Origin of the sequence: Enterobacter sp. JBIWA003, from assembly GCF_019968825.1 — a bacterium.
In the GTDB taxonomy this organism is placed as follows: domain Bacteria; phylum Pseudomonadota; class Gammaproteobacteria; order Enterobacterales; family Enterobacteriaceae; genus Enterobacter; species Enterobacter quasiroggenkampii.
Map to the genome: position 1 here is coordinate 4,088,604 of NZ_CP074170.1, position 16,136 is coordinate 4,104,739.

Sequence of the window (16,136 nt, forward strand, 5' to 3'; positions counted from 1 at the left end):
ATTACAGCCCCGTCGCTACGGCCAGACAGACTGCGGCAACAATCAGCGCACGGCGGATTAGCGCAGCGGAAAAGACCAGGTGAAGGCCAGTCTGGACGGGGAAGCGACCATCAGCCATCAGCCTGTCATCATGCTTCAGGTACTGACCGGGACGGGCTTTGGGGAATAGCGAACGATCAAGCCAGTAGCCCAGCACAGCTGCCAGCGTGATGAGTGACAGCTTGTAGATAACCACCGGCAGCTGCTGAGGCGATACCAGACCGATGGTGCCGAGCAACAGCACAGAGGTCAGCAGCCAGCCGCTGAGACGGGGCTTTTTAACAGGGGGAATGAATTTTTTCAGGTTTTTCATGAGTGTCTCCTTGTTGTGTGGGAGACAGCATCACAAATGTGGCGGGATACGGATTTTAAAGCGCGTTATAAGTGTTCGCAGAGGGAAGCGGCCAGAATGGTGGCACACAAAACACAGGGGAGGCAAGCACGATGACTGAACCGAAACAGCCCGGTTTTAAAAAAGGGTTCCTCTTTGGGATCAGAACCGGAGAGAAAAATAAAACTTACACGCTAAGCGTGGATGCATGTTGCCCAACCGAAGCGATTGCAGAACTGAAAAACGCGCTGGTTGCACTTGAAGAGAGAAGAAGTCATTTCGCCAGCGGAGAAAACAACGTCATGATGATTGGCAATGTGGCGGCGACATCACGATATAAAGCCGCACCTAATCCTGCTACTCAGTTATCCTGCGACCAACGAATACTGGAAGCGGAATCAGCAGCTCCCAGAACGGTTCTTCCTCACCAGTCTTAACCGGGGCCGCTTCTCCCGACCAGTAAAGCCAGGCCCGGTGATACAGTTCCAGCACCGGGCAATCACTGTTCAATAACCTCATATCTCCGCGATGCACCGGCTCATCTGTGATGACTTCATATATCGGTGCCGTTCTGATTTCCTCTTCGGCCCTCTCATCGGCCAGTAATCGCCGGAACTTCCTGACTTCACTCAGATGCTGACAGGCAAACAGTGACTGATAGCGGGAGGGTTTGTCTGGAAAATGGCTACGGCGAACCAACTCAAACACCAGACCGACCAACAGACTTCTGCTGACTCCGCTGTCATCTTCCATTTTAGGGCCGGGGTTATAGAGATAGTTATGACCGTGCTTGGATAGACCATCGGGATACATCTGATGAAGAAAGGCGGCTAACTCAGGCGCTTCAGGTTCGTATTTCCCGGTAATTACATGGCAAGGCGAAGGCAGACGATTAGCGGAATCAAGTGTGTAATACGTACCCATTCAGAAAACAATCCTTATCGAACTAACACTGCACGTAGGTTACACATCCAGTAAATTGCGTTAATAGAAAACAGTTATCCCTAAACCTCATCCTGACAGTGAAAGAACGACCAGCCCGGTGCGCGAACACCGGGCTGGTCATCAACCCACAGGTATGCACTGTGAGCCGACCAGGGTTCAGTCAGTCTCGCGAGACCAGACTAGCCTGCCATATTTTCACTGATTGCAAAAGGCTTACGGATAATGAAAGAACAATCTTTACCCATCGTTCCCTGGATTGGCGGCAAACGTCGTCTGGCTAAGCATATTCTGCCGCTTTTCCCAGCCCATACCTGCTATGTGGAGCCGTTCTGCGGGGCAGCTGCGCTCTATTTTCTTAAGACACCCAGCAAGATCGAGGTCATTAACGATATCAACGGCGAACTGGTGAACCTCTATCGGGTGGTAAAACATCACCTGGAAGAGTTTGTCCGCCAGTTCAAATGGGCACTGGTCAGCCGTCAGATTTACAAATGGCTGCAGGATACGCCGGAGGAGACACTCACCGACATACAGCGGGCGGCCCGGTTCTACTACCTGCAGAAACAGGCGTTTGGCGGTAAGGTCGCCGATCACACTTTCGGAACCTCTACAACCAGTGCACCGCGCTTCAATCTCCTGCGCATCGAAGAAGAACTGTCGATGGCACACCTGCGCCTGTCCAGAACGCTGATAGAACATCTGGACTGGAACCAGTGCATAGAGCGATATGATCGCCCGCATACGCTGTTCTACTGTGACCCACCGTACTGGGGAACGGAAGGCTATGGTGTGGAGTTCGGGCTGGAAAACTATGATCACATGGCAGAGCTGGCGCGTAGGATCAAAGGGAAGATGATTATATCGGTGAACGATATCCCGGAAATGCGGCAGGCGTTCAATGGACTGAACATTCAGACAGTTGATATCAGCTACAACCTGAAGGTAACAGGCAAACCCAGCCCGAAGAAAGAGCTGGTAATTTGTAATTTTTGAAAGAGGTAGTTAAAGGTGGTGGTGCATCTGCAGCACCACCTAAACATTTAATCCTGCCTTGGACAAGTCCAATAATCATTATCTGGCTCTGGTGAATAAGCCTTCAAACAACCTGCTCGCGGAGGCTTACCATCATCTGTCATAGGAACTTTTTCCTTATCAAGTTTCACGGTCAGGTCTCCACCGGGAACATCCGTTTTATCGAAAAAAACAGCCTGACATGCTGATTTAGATATTTTCACTTCGTGGGCATTATTTGATATGAACAAATAACAATTATGACCAGAGGCTATGTAGTCACTTGGAATATTATTTTCGTCTTTAATATGAAACTGCACCGTTGTCACCGGGTGTTCGCTATCCTCGGATACTTCGATTTTTTCAAAACTGTCCGCGTACTTATCCAGGCCGGGGAGTTGTTGGCGAATAAACGGTAATTCGCGTTTAATAACCGGATTATCTGTTTCAACGCTAAAAACCGTGTGCTCCTTAGCTGTGGTGGACGTATCAGCAGGATCGGTATTATCTCCACACCCAGATAAAACAAATATCAACGGTAAAAATAATTTGCGCATAGTCATGTCCTTATACCTCTAATGTTCTTAATAGGAACAGATTAACCCGTATTTTTTAATCTATCGAACGCTGCGGACAGCTCCTTAAGCTGTTTTTCCATATCAATCATTCGCTGTTTTTCCTCAGCGCCTCGCAGCAACTCTTTTCGCACCTCTGGCTCCAGTTGGTTGAGCAGTTCCAATAACTTCAGATCAGACTGGTTGAAATGCTGCTCCTGATTAGCTGGCTGTTCTTTCTCTACCCCAACAGCTTCCCCTTTACCAGTAAGTAGCCAATCTATTGATATGTTCAAATGGGTGCTTAACGCAACAAGAGCCTCCGCATTAGGTTCTCTCTCTCCACGCAGATAGTTTTGAAGTGAGCGATATGGAATTTTTGACAAGTCTGACAATGCTTTTATTGTCAAACTCTTAGCATCCATCGCTTCGCGCAATCTCTCTTTTATACTCATTTGAACATATCTCAATTTGACATACCCGTTTGGGTGCGTACAATAGACCCAATAGAGTACATCATAACCCAACAGGAACACGGTGCATATGAACAAACAACAAGTTCGGGCACGGCTGGTTGAACGAGGCAGTAGCTTGCGCCAGTTCGCGCTTAACGCGGGCTATGAGCCACGAACAGTCACCCAAGCTGTCAGCCGCTGGGCAGGAAAAAGCGAACTACCACGCGGTCGTTTGACTTATCGGATTTTGCGAGACCTTTCGGTCGCAATAGGCAAAGAAGTTACCCCCGGCATCCTCAAGGAGGCGTCATGAGTAAACCAAATACATCAAGCTCAGGTACCCGTATTTTGCGTGTCCTTAAAGCTTTGCGCGGTCACGCTCTGAACGGTGTTTCTAACGGTGAACTGGCATCGGCTCTGGGTGAGTCACCGGCGAATATCAACCGTGCGCTGAATACCCTTATCGAAGAAGGACTGGCCCTGAAACTGGATAACGGGCGTTTTGCCCCTGGAGTCCAGCTCTTACAAATCGCCATGGCGCACAGTACCGAAATGGCACGGGCGCAGGATCGTATCAATGAAATCAACCAGCGTGTTATGGCTGGCAGTCGCTAAGGAGTTGAAATGGGACGCACAAAATCACAACCAGTTGAATTAGTGGAAGATGCGCCGCTGACCGATGGTCTCAGTGTCAATCTTAATGCTATGTCTGAACATCGCCTCGAAATCATGCAGCAGTTTGGTGATGGCCTGCCATATGAACGTGACCGCATCGTTCACGAGACACGCTTCTACATGGCTCAGAGTGCTGAAGCCATGCTGGAAGCTGGTAAGCGGCTGATTATCCTTAAAGAGAATGAGCCGCATGGCGAGTTTGTTGAGATTGTCAGGGAGCATCTCGGCATTGAACCTCGCATTGCGCAAAAAATGGCGCAGGCCGCACTCAAATTTCTATCTCCAGAACTGGAGTCAAAAGCGAAAACGTTTTCGCTTTTAGGACGCTCAAAGTTATACGAACTAATGCTGGAAGATGATGAAGAACTGGCTCAATTAGCAGATGGCGGCACAGTGGCAGGCCTGACGCTAGATGATGTTGATCGCATGTCGGTACGTGAGTTGCGCCAGTCTCTTCGCGAAGCCCGCGAAACCAACGCAGCACAACAGCGCGTACTGGCCGACAAAAACGAAAAAATCGACTCGCTTTCCACAAAACTGGAGAAGAAATCCCGTATCCAGCCGCCTAAGCCTGACGAAGAGGTGAAGAAGATGCGGGCAGAAGTGACGGCGTTAGCGGTTGAGGCGGAATCTGCCATCGCGGTTCGACTGTCCAGCGCCTTTGAGACCCTGTGCGCATACTGCGCTGAAAACATGATTGATACCCCCAGAGACTTTATGGCCGGTCTGGTCTGCCAGCTGGAAAGCACCGCGCGTGGCCTGCGCTCCACATTTGACCTGCCGGATGAGCCGACAGGTAACGCCGCCCCTTCATGGCTGACTGACCCGACGCCACAGATTAACGGGCAGGAGGCATAACCGATGAGTGCCGCCCTGACTGAACGACTGGTTTATGTTGCCCGCGCGGCACGTGACGCGGGGCATGGTAAGCGCGGTGCAATATACGACGCCGCCTGCGCTGAACTGGGCATGTCCCGCGCCACCCTGCTGCGCAAACTGAAGGAGGTATCAGTGACTGATAAACGCAAAAAACGCGCCGATGCCGGGCGCAGCGCCCTGAGCCGCGACGAAGCCGCGCTGATATCCGCCACGTTGCGCGAGGCCACCCGTAAGAACGGCAAGCGCCTGTATTCCATCGCGGATGCTGTGGAGACCCTGCGTTCAAACGGCCTTATCACCGCAGGCAGAACGGACGAGGCCACCGGCGAGTTTTTCCCTTTGTCCGAGGACACCATCAGCCGCGCCCTGCGTAACTATGGTCTGCACCCGGAACAGCTTGACGCACCGGCCCCGTCCTCCGAAATGGCCAGCCTGCACCCTAACCACGTCTGGGAGATTGATGCCTCACTTTGTACGCTTTACTACCTGAGTAACGGGCATAAAGGGCTGCAGGTGATGGACAGCGCGAAGTTCTACAAGAACAAGCCTGCCAACATCGCCCGCATCGCCAGTGACCGCGTGTGGAGTTATGAGATTACCGACCATACCAGCGGCTGGATTTACGTTGAGTACGTGATGGGCGCGGAGTCGGGTGAAAACCTTTGCTCTGTGCTTATCAACGCCATGCAGGAGCGCGGCGGCGCAGACGTACTGCACGGTGTGCCGAAAATACTCTATCTCGACCCCGGCTCGGCGAACACCGCTGGCATGACGAAAAACATGTGCCGCTCGCTTGGCATCGACCTGATAGCGCACAAGCCGCATAACGCCCGCGCTACCGGGCAGGTGGAAAAGGCCCGTGACATTATCGAACGCAAGCTGGAGCCGGGTCTCAAGTTCCAGCCGGTTCACAGCCTGGAAGAACTGAACGCGCTGGCCGTGAAATGGCGCAGCCACTTTAACGCCACTGCAGTCCACAGTCGCCACGGTAAAACCCGCACGGATATCTGGCTGAAAATCACCGCAGAGCAGTTGAAGAAAGCACCTTCCGTCGAGGTATGCCGCGAACTGGCGGTGGCTGCGCCGGAAAGCCGCAAGGTCACATCAAAACTGCGTGTACCGTTCCGGGGCGCAGAGTTTGATGTTTCGACGGTGCCGGGCGTGATGGTCGGTGAAAAACTGATGATTACCCGTAACCCGTGGCGCAGCGATGTGGCGCAGGTGGTGCTGACCGGCGAAGACGGCCACGAGACGTTCTTCCTGGTCGAAGAGGTCAGAAAGAACGAGTTTGGCTTTGCCGAAAGCGCGGCGGTATTTGGCGAAAACTACAAAGCCCTGCCGGAGACCCCGGCGCAGACGGCGGCAAAAGAAATCGAAGAGCTGGTCACCGGCACGGATAACGCCGCCGATGCAGCTGCTGCACGCAAGGCGAAGGCGCTGCCGTTTGGCGGGCGACTGGACCCGTATAAACATATCGACGACACCACGCTTCCGGCCTATATGCCTAAGCGCGGTCAGGCTTCAGACGTGCGCGGCCCGCGTATTGAGCAGCGTCCGCTGACCCATGTGGAGGCCGCGAAAGCCCTGCGCGAGAAGTTCAGCGCGAACGGCCATACCTGGACGCCGGAATGTTACCGCCAGTTAACGGCACGGTACCCGGAAGGCGTACCGGAAGCTGCACTGGATGAAGTGATGGTCACCCTGACCGCTCCGGCCCACAACAGCGTTATCAGCATCGTTAACGGCAACTGAGGAGGAAGACATGCTGGTACTGAAGCAACAACTGAAAGAGGCCCGCATCCCGCAGGCAGTGGTGGCAAGAGCCGTCGCCGTTTCCGAGGCCACACTGGCCCAGATTGTGAACCATAACGAGTGGCCACGCACCAGCCCCGAAGAGGTACGCCAGCGTCTGGCGTCCTGGCTGGAAAGTCAGGGGATTGATACAGCGAAAAGTTTTGATGCTGCACGGGGCGCTGTCACGCCCCGTACAGCGGGTACTACCGATAAAACCAACCTCAGTGAGGAAGAGAACATGTTACTCAAAAAGCAGGTGTTATTTCCAGCAACCAAAAAAGCGTTTGGCCTTTTCCGTGACCCGTTTGCCGATGAAGCCATGCAGGGCGCGGACGATGTGTTCACCACGCCGGATATCCGCTACGTGCGTGAGGCGCTGTTCCAGACCGCCCGCCACGGTGGCTTTCTGGCGGTTATCGGCGAGTCCGGTGCGGGTAAATCCACGCTGCGCCGCGACCTGATTGAACGCGTCAACCGCGAGAACGCGCCGGTGATTGTTATCGAGCCATACATCATCGCCATGGAAGACAACGACGTGAAGGGCAAAACCCTGAAGGCAGCAGCTATCGCCGAGGCCATCATCAGCACCATCGCGCCACTGGAGAGTATCAAACGCAGCCAGGACGCCCGTTTCCGCCAGTTGCACCGCGTCCTGAAGGACAGCAGCCAGGCGGGCTTCAGCCACGTTCTGGTGATTGAGGAGGCCCACAGCCTGCCCATCCCGACGCTGAAGCACCTCAAACGCTTCTTCGAGCTGGAATCAGGCTTTAAAAAACTGCTGTCCATCGTGCTGATTGGCCAGCCTGAACTGGCGGACAAACTGTCCGAACGCAACATGGAAGTCCGTGAGGTCGTCCAGCGCTGCGAGGTGGTTGAACTGCTGCCTCTGGACAACAGCCTCGAAGAGTTTCTGACGTTCAAACTGCAACGCGCCGGTAAGCAGCTGGCCGACATCATGGACGCCAGCGCAGTAGAAGCCATCCGCGCCCGCCTGAGCAATCTGGGCAGCAACCGAAAAAGCATGGTCAGCCTGCTGTATCCGCTGGCCGTCAGTAACCTGGTGATAGCAGCCATGAATCTGGCTGCTGAAATCGGGGTTCCGCAGGTCAACGCCGACGTCGTCAAAGGGGTTTAATCATGAAATCCATCGCCGATATCAATCAGCAGATGAACAAGGTGCAGTCCGCCATTATGGCGCTAAACGCCATGAACACTACCGTGCAGAGCGTCATGATTGCGGGCAGTAAGCCGGTTATCCGTATCGCCCGCAACGGGCACTGTGCCCGCCTGCTGGAGCAGGGCAAAGCGAGTTATACCCGTGTTGGTCATGACGGCTCAGGGCGCTTTCGTCAGGGCGTCTTTGAACTGCATGGCTGCCGTATTACCTGGTCAGAGTCATTACATTAACCATAAGGTGAACAGAGATGAGCGAAGTAAATAAAGAAGACTACATGAAAGACCGCAAGGGGCGCCTGGTGCCGGTTGACCAGGTGTCTGACTATGACCTTGCGATGGACTCTTTCGTTAAAGAACAGGTTGCCGCTGCGAAGGTTAAACGCGACGAACTCAGCGACTTCAAGCGTCGAGCCTTTGACGAGTGCTATGCCTGGCTTGACCTTGTGGCCGAGAAGTACGGCAGAACGCGCGGCGGTGCCAAAGGCAACGTAACCTTCAGCAGCTTCGACGGTGCTCAGCAGATCACCATCCGCGTGCAGGAAACCCTGACCTTCGGACCTGAACTGCAGATTGCCAAAGACCTGATAGACGAGTGCGTCACCGAGTGGTCGGAAGGTGCGAACGCCAACCTGCGGGCCATCATCAGCGATGCTTTCCAGGTGGACAAAGAGGGCCAGCTTAATACCGGACGTATTCTTTCCCTGCGCCGCGTCAAGATTCAGGACGAGCGCTGGAACCGGGCAATGGAGGCCATATCGGAATCACTGCAGGTGGCAATGTCCAAAACCTATATTAATTTCCGGGAGAAAGATAAACACGGGAAGCTAATTAATATCCCGTTAGATATCGCTGCCATTTAATTTTAATTCAATTTCTTTTTATTTCGGCGTCAGCGCCGTGGGCTTCTGCACGCCGAAAACAGCATTGAGGAATAAATTATGTCCATCAAATGTACCAATTGCCAGAAAGGTATCACCACCCTGAAATTCAGCGACGCCAGCGTCATTACCTCCGGTAAGTACCGTGTGCCAGCCGTCCTCATCACGCTGGTATGCCCGCACTGTAGCCAGCATTACTACACCGAAGTTCCGGCCATGGAGTTCATCCCCTGCGAGGCAAAACAATGAAAGGCATGAAATTATATAACCGTTCGACGATCTACAATCTGGCCCTAAAAACCTTTGGCCCTGAAGCACAGGCGCTGAAGCTGATGGAAGAAGCCGCCGAACTGGCCGCTGCCGCTGCCCGCAACATGAACGGACTGGGCAATGAAGTTGATCTGGCTGGCGAGCTGGCTGACGTTGAAATCATGATTGAACAGTTCCGCCTCAACGGGATGGGCCTGATGATTGACTTTCATAAGCAGAAAAAGCTGGAACGCCTTGCCGAACGCCTGGGGGTGACTTATGCCGCAGAATAATGAAAAGCTGCTGGAGAAGTTAAAAAAGCTGCTGGCGCTGGCTAAATCTGACAACCCCCATGAAGCGGCGCTGGCCCTGCAACGCGCCCAGAAGCTGATGCAGGCCTATAACATAACCCAGGCTGACCTCGCACTCAGCGATATTGATGAAAGCGTCAGTAACTACTGGGCAGCAGGTAGCGTTAACCCGCCGCGATACATGCTGGGTCTGCTGGATATTATCCAGGTAGCATTTGGCGTTAAGTCTATTATTCACTCCGGCTTTAAACCCAGCGTTGGTTTTTACGGGAATAAAGAAAGGGTTGAACTGGCCTCATATACATGGGAAGTACTGGCCAGACAATTAATCGTGGCCCGTAAAAACTATATTCGACAGCAGAATAAAAGGATCAAAAACACGACCAAGACCAGCCGTGGTGACAAATTTGCCGAAGGCTGGGTTCTGGCCGTGCGCAGCGAGGTTCATTTATTTGCTATGTCCCGCGAAGAACGGGAGCTGGCAAGCCTCTGGCTTGAACAAAAATACCCTGACTCAGGCACAACCACGGGGCGTGGGGCCGGGAAATCACGGGACGCAGACATGTCCCGCCACATCGGTTACAGAGAAGGGGAAAACGTCCGCCTGCATCAGCCCGTTGGCGGGCAGGAGCAGCATAAACTGAGGGCTGAAAGATGATGTTATCGCGTAAGAAGAAAGCACCGCCCCCTTGTCGTACAGCTGCTAAATATCTTTTTGCTCGCGCCTTTTTTAAGAACGTAAGGCCCGGCATTCAAATTGGTGTTATTGCTGGACGAGAGCAAGTTAAAAATTACATGTCAGGTGCATGGTGGAATAACGATCCGGTTACTACAGCCCGTAACATTCATATTAACTGGGGTGGGATTCATTATGATGGCTGAATCAATTGTATGTGCCCTGTTCTGGTATGGTTTCGTGGGGTGGTGTACCGCTGAACTGCACCGCCGTTCAGGGTTTTACTCACGTTACAGCGGTGCCGGACACTGGATCAGTTGGGCCGTTATGTTTCTGTGCTGGCCTGTCGCGCTTCCTTTATATGTCGACTATATCGGTGGCGCAGGTAAAAGGAGTGGCGATGATGACTAAGCAGCGTCTTATTCAACTCATTCATATTGCCCGCAGCGACCTCCAGATGGATGAGGACACCTACCGCCAGATGCTACAGGGGCTGACCGGCATAGCCTCAACCAAAGGGATGGATACCCCACAGCTAAACCGCGTGCTGGAATCCATGAAAAAGAAAGGCTTTCGCATTAAGCCTGCCGGGAAAGCCAGGTCCGGTTTACCGCTGGATAGCCATCCGCAGTCAAAAAAAATCCGTGCGCTATGGCTTGAAATGGCTGCGGCAGGCGTCATCCGTGACAGTTCAGAGCAGGCGCTGACGCTTTGGGTTAAACGGGAAACGGGCATCAGCGCGTTACGCTGGCTCAGCAATGAGCAGGCAAGTAGCGTAATTGAGAAACTGAAGAAGTGGCAGCGCAGGGCTGCGGGGGTGAAGCAATGAGCGACGACTTGAATCAGTTTCGTAGTAAAGGGCCGGAACTGTTGGTGGAACTGGCACAGCACACTTCTGAGACCGTCCGCGAGATTATTGAAATCGAACCCGTAGTTGCCGACCAGATTGGTCAGGCTGTCGCGAACCGCATGATGCAGGTCTGGGGCGGGCAAAACGTCTATTTTCCGATGGGCATGGTCTGGAAGGTTAGCCAGCGCGACCGGGAAATCTTCCTTGAGTTTGACGGACGCAACCATCACGAACTGGCCCGCAAATTTGGCGTTTCGCTACAGTGGGTCTACAGCGTGGTGAAGCGGGTCAGAAAAGAAGAACTGGATCGGATGCAGGGCAAACTGTTTGATGGTGAACCCGATGCCGATACGGGGAAAAAGGAGTAACATCTGCAATCAGGCTGGCGCGAGTTCTGTTTTTTTCGGGCCGGTCTGATTTTCACATACTGTAACGTTATTGCATATTCCATCCAGTCTCTTCCCATGTTGACCCAGTTCTTCCCATAATTATCTCACTTATTCCCTGTCATTTATCTCAAGTCTAATCACCTGAAAACAGCCGATAGCTGTACGCAACGCACCCACTATTACGACATCTTTCATCACGACCTCTGTGTTAAATGACATGACGATAGTAGAGGATTGTTACTGGCAATTATCTTAATTGTTTAAAAATAGTGAGTTTAATCACAAGGATCAGCGTGCATCCTGCAGATACTGTCGCAGCCAGCTTCCGGCAACGCCGGGAGGGGATCGTTTATTCCACAGCAGATCGATGCCGATCGCCCGCGGCCAGCCGGGAACATTGAGCTGTACCAGGGATTTCGCGGCGGCAAACTCATCCACCAGCGCGCACGGCAAGACGCACCAGCCAAATCCCTGTACCGCCATACTCAAGAGTAACAGGTAATTCGGGGCTGACCAGACGGGCCCGCGCGCGATCTCCGCCTCGCGCTCAAGATAGGTGCTCAGGCGCAGCTCTCGCCAACCGTGCAGCTCGTCACGCTGAACGTCATGTTGTCCGGCGAGCGGATGCGTAGTCGCGACATAGATCGCCATGCGGGTCTGCATCGGCAGCCGGATAGCGCCGATATCCGTAGGATAACCGTCTCGCGCCTCGGTGAGGCCAATCTGCGCGCGCTCCTTTTGCAGGAGATCGATCACGTCCTCCTCCTCGCCAATCAGACATTCGAATTCCGTATGGGGAAAGCGCGCGTCAAACTGTTTCATCATCTCTTCCAGCACGTCCGGGTTGAGGGTATCGGAAAGGACAAACGTCAGACGCGCCTCCGTTTGCGCCGATAGCGACACCGCCAGCTCATCCAGCCGCGTGCTGGCGGCGAGAATAGCCTGCACATAGCCCAGCACCTGTTCCCCCTGGGCCGTTAACACCGGCTGGCGTGCCGAGCGGTCAAACAGCTCGAAGCCCAGGTCGGCTTCAAGATGGGCAATGGACGTGCTGACCGTCGACTGGCTTTTACGCAGCCGGCGTGCGGCCGCAGAGAAAGAGCCTGCCGCAACGGTCTCGACAAACGCGGTAAGGGCTTCGGGTGAATAGCGCATAACCTATCTACTTTAGCGATGGATACTATCTTTAATATATCAGCTTTAGCGATGAAAATAGGCCACATCAACGCCGATACCGGCGAATAACGAGGTCTATCGCTATGCAACATCAGGATGCACTCCAACGTAAACTGCCGGAGCGGATCTTTCATGCTGTCTGTTTTGAAGGGATCGCGACGGCGATCCTCGCCCCTACGGCAGCGTGGCTCATGCAGCGTTCCGTGTTGGAAATGGGTGGGTTGACCATTATTCTGGCGACCACCGCCATGCTGTGGAACATTATTTATAACTTCGGCTTCGACCGTTTCTGGCCCGTTCAGCGCGTCAAACGTACGGCAAAAGTGCGTGCGCTGCATGCCCTGGGTTTCGAATGCGGGTTTATTGTGATTGGGGTGTCGATTGTCGCCGCCGTGCTGGGCGTCACCCTGCTGCAGGCATTCACACTGGAAATAGGTTTCTTCCTGTTCTTCCTGCCGTACACCATGTTCTATAACTGGGCGTACGATTGCCTTCGCGAGAAATTTCTTAAGCGCCGCCAGCAACGGCGCGCCCTGGCAGGCTAAATGCCTTCTGGCCGGACGCCCGTTCCGGCCAAACGCCTTCGAAGCAACTGCGCTCTCCGTGCATAACTATGGTAAATTGCACTCCATTCTGATGGTTTGATAGTTGATACGTTGCTCTAATGTCGAAAATTTGGTCAAAAGATGAGACTCTCTGGAGTTTCGCTCTCTACGGCACGGCCGTGGGCGCAGGAACGCTCTTCCTGCCCATTCAGCTGGGCTCCGCAGGCGCAATCGTCCTGTTTATTACTGCCCTCGTGGCCTACCCCTTAACCTACTGGCCGCACAAAGCGCTGGCGCAATTTATCCTCTCGTCAAAAACGAAAGGCAACGAAGGGATCACCGGCGCCGTTTCGCACTATTACGGCCGGAAGATCGGCAACCTGATCACCACGCTCTATTTCATCGCCTTCTTTGTGGTGGTGCAGATTTATGCGGTGGCCATCACCAACTCGTTAACCGAGCAACTGGGAAAACACCTGACGGTGGATACCGCTGTTCGCGTGCTGGTCAGCCTTGGCGTGGTGCTGGTCCTGAATCTGATCTTCCTGATGGGACGGCATATCACGATAAAAGTGATGGGCTTCCTGGTGTTTCCGCTGATTGCCTATTTCCTGTTTGTCTCGCTCTATCTGATCGGCAGCTGGCAGCCCTCGCTGCTGACCAGCCAGATGGCCGTCGATCGCCACACGCTGCACCAGGTCTGGATTTCGATTCCGGTGATGGTATTTGCGTTCAGCCATACCCCGATTATCTCCACGTTTGCCGTTGACCGTCGCGAGAAATTTGGCGACGGCGCCATGGATAAATGCAAGAAAATCATGAAGGTGGCGTACCTGATTATCTGCCTGAGCGTGCTGTTCTTTGTCTTCAGCTGCCTGCTCTCTATTCCGCCGTCGTACATTGTGGCCGCCAAAGAGGAAGGGGTGACGATCCTGTCCGCGTTGTCGATGATGCCCTCTTCACCGGCGTGGCTGGGAATTTCCGGGATTGTCGTGGCGATAATTGCGATGTCGAAATCGTTCCTCGGCACCTATTTTGGGGTGATTGAAGGGGCGACGGAGATCGTGAAGTCGTCGCTGAATCAAGTGGGGGTGAAAAAGAGCCGCGCCTTTAACCGCGCGATTTCCATTATGGGGGTGTCGTTAATCACCTTTGCCGTCTGCTGCATTAACCCGAACGCCATTTCGATGATTTACGCCATCAGCGGCCCGCTTATCGCCATGATCCTGTTTATCATGCCGACGCTGTCGACGTATCTCATCCCCTCCCTGAAACCGTACCGTTCCATTGGCAACCTGCTGACGCTGATCGTCGGGGTGCTGTGCGTGTCGGTAATGTTCGTCGGCTAACCCCTCTTTGATGCCCGGCGCTCTGCCGGGCATGTCATTCAGTCTCGTCCCGTAACGTCCAGCGGAAAAGGTCTGTCCTGCACCACCGTTTTCATGACAAGCGTTGAGCGAAGATGCTGCACGCCAGGCATGGCGGAAAGCTTCTCGTCATAGAGCTTCTGGAAAGCGGAGAGGTCGCGGGTCACAACGTGCATCAGATAATCGGGATCGCCAAACAGACGCTGCGCCAGCACGATCTGCGGGATCTCCTCCACCGCCTCTTCAAATGCGCTAACCGCCTTTCGGTCCCCTTCTTTCAGCGTCGCAAAGACGATTGCCAGGAAGTTAAACCCCATTTTGGCGGGGTCGAGGCTTGCACGGTATCCCGTTATGGCCCCGCTTTGCTCCAGCGCCCGCACGCGACGATGGCAGGGCGAGAGGCTCAGATTGACCCGCTCAGCCAGCTCGGTAAGCGACAGGCGTCCATCAGACTGGAGCGCCGCAAGAATTTTTCGATCGATGCTGTCCATTTGGAAGATTTTCTCAATTTCACCGTGTTATGAGCATAACATTGAAAGCCTATTTCGCAGGGTTAACGATATTCTTTTTCGCAACGTTTAACGCACTGCGGGAGTTTTCAGAACGATGGAAATGAGTATTGTGGCCGGCTTTTGGGTGGTTTCGTTTCTGCTCATCATGACGCCAGGCGCCGACTGGGCCTACGCCATTAGCGCCGGGATTAACGGGCGACGCGTGGTACCGGCGGTGCTGGGGCTGATGTCAGGGCATCTGTTAGCCACGCTCATTGTCGTGGCTGGCGTGGGGGTCGTGATTGCTCAACATCCGCTGGCGTTAACCGGGCTGACCCTCGCGGGGGCCGCGTATCTCCTGTGGCTCGGCATCGGACTGTTGCGGCACCCTGCCGCCCCGGAAAAAGCGAGCCACCACGCGGGAAACTGGCGACAGTGGGCGGTGAAAGGGCTCTGTATTAGCGGCCTAAACCCGAAAGTGTTTTTGCTGTTCCTGGCCCTGCTCCCGCAGTTTACAGACCCGACCGGGAGCTGGTCGTTAGCAATGCAAATGTCCACGCTTGGGATGATGCACCTTATCACCTGTACGCTGGTCTATCTGCTGGTGGGGTATGGTTCGAAAGCGGTGCTGGCGACCCGGCCACAGGCGGCGCGTCGGGTGAGCATGGCATCTGGAGGGATAATGGTGCTGATCGCGATGGTATTGCTGCTTGAGCAGGTAAGATAAAAAAACACCGGCCATCGCCGGTGTTATTTACGCCCGAATATCGTCATATTCCCGCGTTTTATCAAACTCATGTTTCGCGAACGGGCACAGCGGAATAATTTTGCGGTTCTCACCGCGCATCTTCTCCACCACTTTCGCCACCAGTTGTTTACCGACGCCCTGCCCTTTCAGGCTCTCATCCACATCGGTGTGCTCGATAATGCTGAGGTGCTCGCCAGTCGGCACGAAGACAATCTCCGCGACCTGGTTGCCGTTCGCATCATTCACGTAAAACTTGTTATGGCCTTCCAGAATATCCATGGTTCCTCGCTTATTTTTGGCGATACTTCAGCGCACCGCTCGGGCAGGTATCAATCACGCGGACAACCGTTTCAACGTCCACTTCATCGGGAATAATCCACGGTTTACGTTTCAGATTAAACAGCTTTGCGCTGCCACGCACGCAGTTACCGGAGTGTTTGCAGATCCCGGTGTTGAAGTAAACGTCAATTTTCTCGCCGGTATAGGCCCGGTAACCCGCATCCAGTAGCTCTTTATCCATGACATTGCCTCTGTAATTATTATCGTGCTGAATGAAGAATAGCCTGACGGGATCCTGATGGCTATAACGCCGAAAAC

General features: G+C 53.8%; 26 protein-coding genes. 18 read left to right on the plus strand and 8 right to left on the minus strand.

Features of this window, described 5'->3' with window-relative positions; all coding sequences use genetic code 11:
• Position 1 precedes the first annotated feature (1 nt).
• Together KGP25_RS19725 and KGP25_RS19730 are read right to left on the minus strand one after the other, a co-directional pair.
• Positions 2-352: a putative holin gene (locus KGP25_RS19725; RefSeq protein ID WP_032637451.1), complete on the minus strand. Its 351-nt coding sequence runs from the start codon at positions 350-352 to the stop codon at positions 2-4.
• 375 nt (positions 353-727) lie between these two features.
• The gene (locus KGP25_RS19730; protein ID WP_214146866.1) at positions 728-1,294 is read right to left on the minus strand and encodes a DUF2441 domain-containing protein; all 567 of its coding nucleotides are present in this window, start codon (positions 1,292-1,294) and stop codon (positions 728-730) included.
• 243 nt (positions 1,295-1,537) lie between these two features.
• On the opposite strand from KGP25_RS19730, the gene KGP25_RS19735 reads away from it, so the two are divergent.
• Positions 1,538-2,308: a DNA adenine methylase gene (locus KGP25_RS19735; RefSeq protein ID WP_029464117.1), complete on the plus strand. Its 771-nt coding sequence runs from the start codon at positions 1,538-1,540 to the stop codon at positions 2,306-2,308.
• Positions 2,309-2,355: 47 nt separating this feature from the next.
• Here the strand turns inward: KGP25_RS19735 and KGP25_RS19740 are convergent, their stop codons facing one another.
• Together KGP25_RS19740 and KGP25_RS19745 are read right to left on the minus strand one after the other, a co-directional pair.
• Entirely contained in the window at positions 2,356-2,883 is a 528-nt protein-coding gene (locus KGP25_RS19740) for a hypothetical protein (RefSeq protein ID WP_223539521.1), read from the minus strand.
• Between the two features lie 41 nt (positions 2,884-2,924).
• Positions 2,925-3,335, minus strand: a complete 411-nt coding sequence (locus KGP25_RS19745; RefSeq protein WP_214146868.1) for a helix-turn-helix transcriptional regulator — start codon at positions 3,333-3,335, stop codon at positions 2,925-2,927.
• An 88-nt stretch (positions 3,336-3,423) separates the two neighbouring features.
• Here KGP25_RS19745 and KGP25_RS19750 point away from each other — a divergent pair, with 88 nt between their 5' ends.
• From KGP25_RS19750 to KGP25_RS19815, 14 genes are all read left to right on the plus strand, one after another.
• On the plus strand, positions 3,424-3,648 hold the full coding sequence (locus KGP25_RS19750) for a hypothetical protein (protein ID WP_001041677.1): 225 nt from the start codon (positions 3,424-3,426) through the stop codon (positions 3,646-3,648).
• Positions 3,645-3,950: a helix-turn-helix domain-containing protein gene (locus tag KGP25_RS19755; protein ID WP_000042842.1), complete on the plus strand. Its 306-nt coding sequence runs from the start codon at positions 3,645-3,647 to the stop codon at positions 3,948-3,950. Before KGP25_RS19750 ends, KGP25_RS19755 begins: the two co-directional genes overlap by 4 nt.
• Positions 3,951-3,959: 9 nt before the next feature.
• On the plus strand, positions 3,960-4,868 hold the full coding sequence (locus KGP25_RS19760) for a hypothetical protein (RefSeq protein WP_050101250.1): 909 nt from the start codon (positions 3,960-3,962) through the stop codon (positions 4,866-4,868).
• Between the two features lie 3 nt (positions 4,869-4,871).
• A complete protein-coding gene (locus KGP25_RS19765) occupies positions 4,872-6,641 on the plus strand; it encodes a DDE-type integrase/transposase/recombinase (protein WP_050101249.1) in 1,770 nt (589 codons plus the stop codon).
• A 10-nt stretch (positions 6,642-6,651) separates the two neighbouring features.
• Positions 6,652-7,818, plus strand: coding sequence for an AAA family ATPase (locus KGP25_RS19770; RefSeq protein ID WP_050101248.1), 1,167 nt, complete (start codon positions 6,652-6,654; stop codon positions 7,816-7,818).
• A gap of 2 nt (positions 7,819-7,820) precedes the next feature.
• The gene (locus tag KGP25_RS19775) at positions 7,821-8,090 is read left to right on the plus strand and encodes a hypothetical protein (RefSeq protein WP_223539522.1); all 270 of its coding nucleotides are present in this window, start codon (positions 7,821-7,823) and stop codon (positions 8,088-8,090) included.
• 17 nt (positions 8,091-8,107) lie between these two features.
• Complete coding sequence (locus KGP25_RS19780; RefSeq protein WP_006118595.1) at positions 8,108-8,719, plus strand: DUF3164 family protein; 612 nt, start codon at positions 8,108-8,110, stop codon at positions 8,717-8,719.
• Between the two features lie 78 nt (positions 8,720-8,797).
• On the plus strand, positions 8,798-8,986 hold the full coding sequence (locus tag KGP25_RS19785; protein ID WP_063930246.1) for a hypothetical protein: 189 nt from the start codon (positions 8,798-8,800) through the stop codon (positions 8,984-8,986).
• Positions 8,983-9,279 carry a hypothetical protein gene (locus KGP25_RS19790; protein ID WP_001569383.1) on the plus strand — a complete coding sequence of 99 codons (297 nt, stop codon included), beginning with the start codon at positions 8,983-8,985 and terminating at the stop codon, positions 9,277-9,279. The genes KGP25_RS19785 and KGP25_RS19790 overlap by 4 nt, the downstream gene beginning before the upstream one ends.
• Positions 9,266-9,955 carry a DUF2786 domain-containing protein gene (locus KGP25_RS19795; RefSeq protein ID WP_174349455.1) on the plus strand — a complete coding sequence of 230 codons (690 nt, stop codon included), beginning with the start codon at positions 9,266-9,268 and terminating at the stop codon, positions 9,953-9,955. The genes KGP25_RS19790 and KGP25_RS19795 overlap by 14 nt, the downstream gene beginning before the upstream one ends.
• Positions 9,952-10,179 (plus strand): hypothetical protein, encoded by a 228-nt coding sequence (locus KGP25_RS19800; RefSeq protein WP_050101244.1) that lies wholly within the window; start codon positions 9,952-9,954, stop codon positions 10,177-10,179. Before KGP25_RS19795 ends, KGP25_RS19800 begins: the two co-directional genes overlap by 4 nt.
• Positions 10,169-10,384, plus strand: coding sequence for a hypothetical protein (locus KGP25_RS19805; protein ID WP_050101243.1), 216 nt, complete (start codon positions 10,169-10,171; stop codon positions 10,382-10,384). Before KGP25_RS19800 ends, KGP25_RS19805 begins: the two co-directional genes overlap by 11 nt.
• Entirely contained in the window at positions 10,377-10,802 is a 426-nt protein-coding gene (locus KGP25_RS19810) for a regulatory protein GemA (protein WP_181599841.1), read from the plus strand. The genes KGP25_RS19805 and KGP25_RS19810 overlap by 8 nt, the downstream gene beginning before the upstream one ends.
• The gene (locus KGP25_RS19815) at positions 10,799-11,191 is read left to right on the plus strand and encodes a Mor transcription activator family protein (protein ID WP_050101241.1); all 393 of its coding nucleotides are present in this window, start codon (positions 10,799-10,801) and stop codon (positions 11,189-11,191) included. The genes KGP25_RS19810 and KGP25_RS19815 overlap by 4 nt, the downstream gene beginning before the upstream one ends.
• Before the next feature lie 309 nt (positions 11,192-11,500).
• On the opposite strand, the gene KGP25_RS19820 is transcribed toward KGP25_RS19815, so the two are convergent.
• Positions 11,501-12,367 (minus strand): LysR family transcriptional regulator, encoded by an 867-nt coding sequence (locus tag KGP25_RS19820; RefSeq protein WP_045909903.1) that lies wholly within the window; start codon positions 12,365-12,367, stop codon positions 11,501-11,503.
• 104 nt (positions 12,368-12,471) lie between these two features.
• Between KGP25_RS19820 and KGP25_RS19825 the strand changes: the two genes are divergently transcribed.
• Together KGP25_RS19825 and KGP25_RS19830 are read left to right on the plus strand one after the other, a co-directional pair.
• Complete coding sequence (locus tag KGP25_RS19825; RefSeq protein ID WP_223539523.1) at positions 12,472-12,933, plus strand: multidrug/biocide efflux PACE transporter; 462 nt, start codon at positions 12,472-12,474, stop codon at positions 12,931-12,933.
• Between the two features lie 119 nt (positions 12,934-13,052).
• On the plus strand, positions 13,053-14,282 hold the full coding sequence (locus KGP25_RS19830; RefSeq protein WP_045909904.1) for an amino acid permease: 1,230 nt from the start codon (positions 13,053-13,055) through the stop codon (positions 14,280-14,282).
• 38 nt (positions 14,283-14,320) lie between these two features.
• On the opposite strand, the gene KGP25_RS19835 is transcribed toward KGP25_RS19830, so the two are convergent.
• Entirely contained in the window at positions 14,321-14,791 is a 471-nt protein-coding gene (locus KGP25_RS19835) for an Lrp/AsnC family transcriptional regulator (RefSeq protein WP_008499685.1), read from the minus strand.
• Between the two features lie 115 nt (positions 14,792-14,906).
• Between KGP25_RS19835 and KGP25_RS19840 the strand changes: the two genes are divergently transcribed.
• Positions 14,907-15,518 (plus strand): LysE family translocator, encoded by a 612-nt coding sequence (locus KGP25_RS19840; protein WP_048029141.1) that lies wholly within the window; start codon positions 14,907-14,909, stop codon positions 15,516-15,518.
• 27 nt (positions 15,519-15,545) lie between these two features.
• On the opposite strand, the gene KGP25_RS19845 is transcribed toward KGP25_RS19840, so the two are convergent.
• Both KGP25_RS19845 and yjdI read right to left on the minus strand, forming a co-directional pair.
• Positions 15,546-15,818 carry a GNAT family N-acetyltransferase gene (locus tag KGP25_RS19845; RefSeq protein WP_008499687.1) on the minus strand — a complete coding sequence of 91 codons (273 nt, stop codon included), beginning with the start codon at positions 15,816-15,818 and terminating at the stop codon, positions 15,546-15,548.
• A 10-nt stretch (positions 15,819-15,828) separates the two neighbouring features.
• The gene (yjdI, locus tag KGP25_RS19850) at positions 15,829-16,059 is read right to left on the minus strand and encodes a 4Fe-4S mono-cluster protein YjdI (protein ID WP_008499689.1); all 231 of its coding nucleotides are present in this window, start codon (positions 16,057-16,059) and stop codon (positions 15,829-15,831) included.
• Positions 16,060-16,136: the final 77 nt, after the last annotated feature.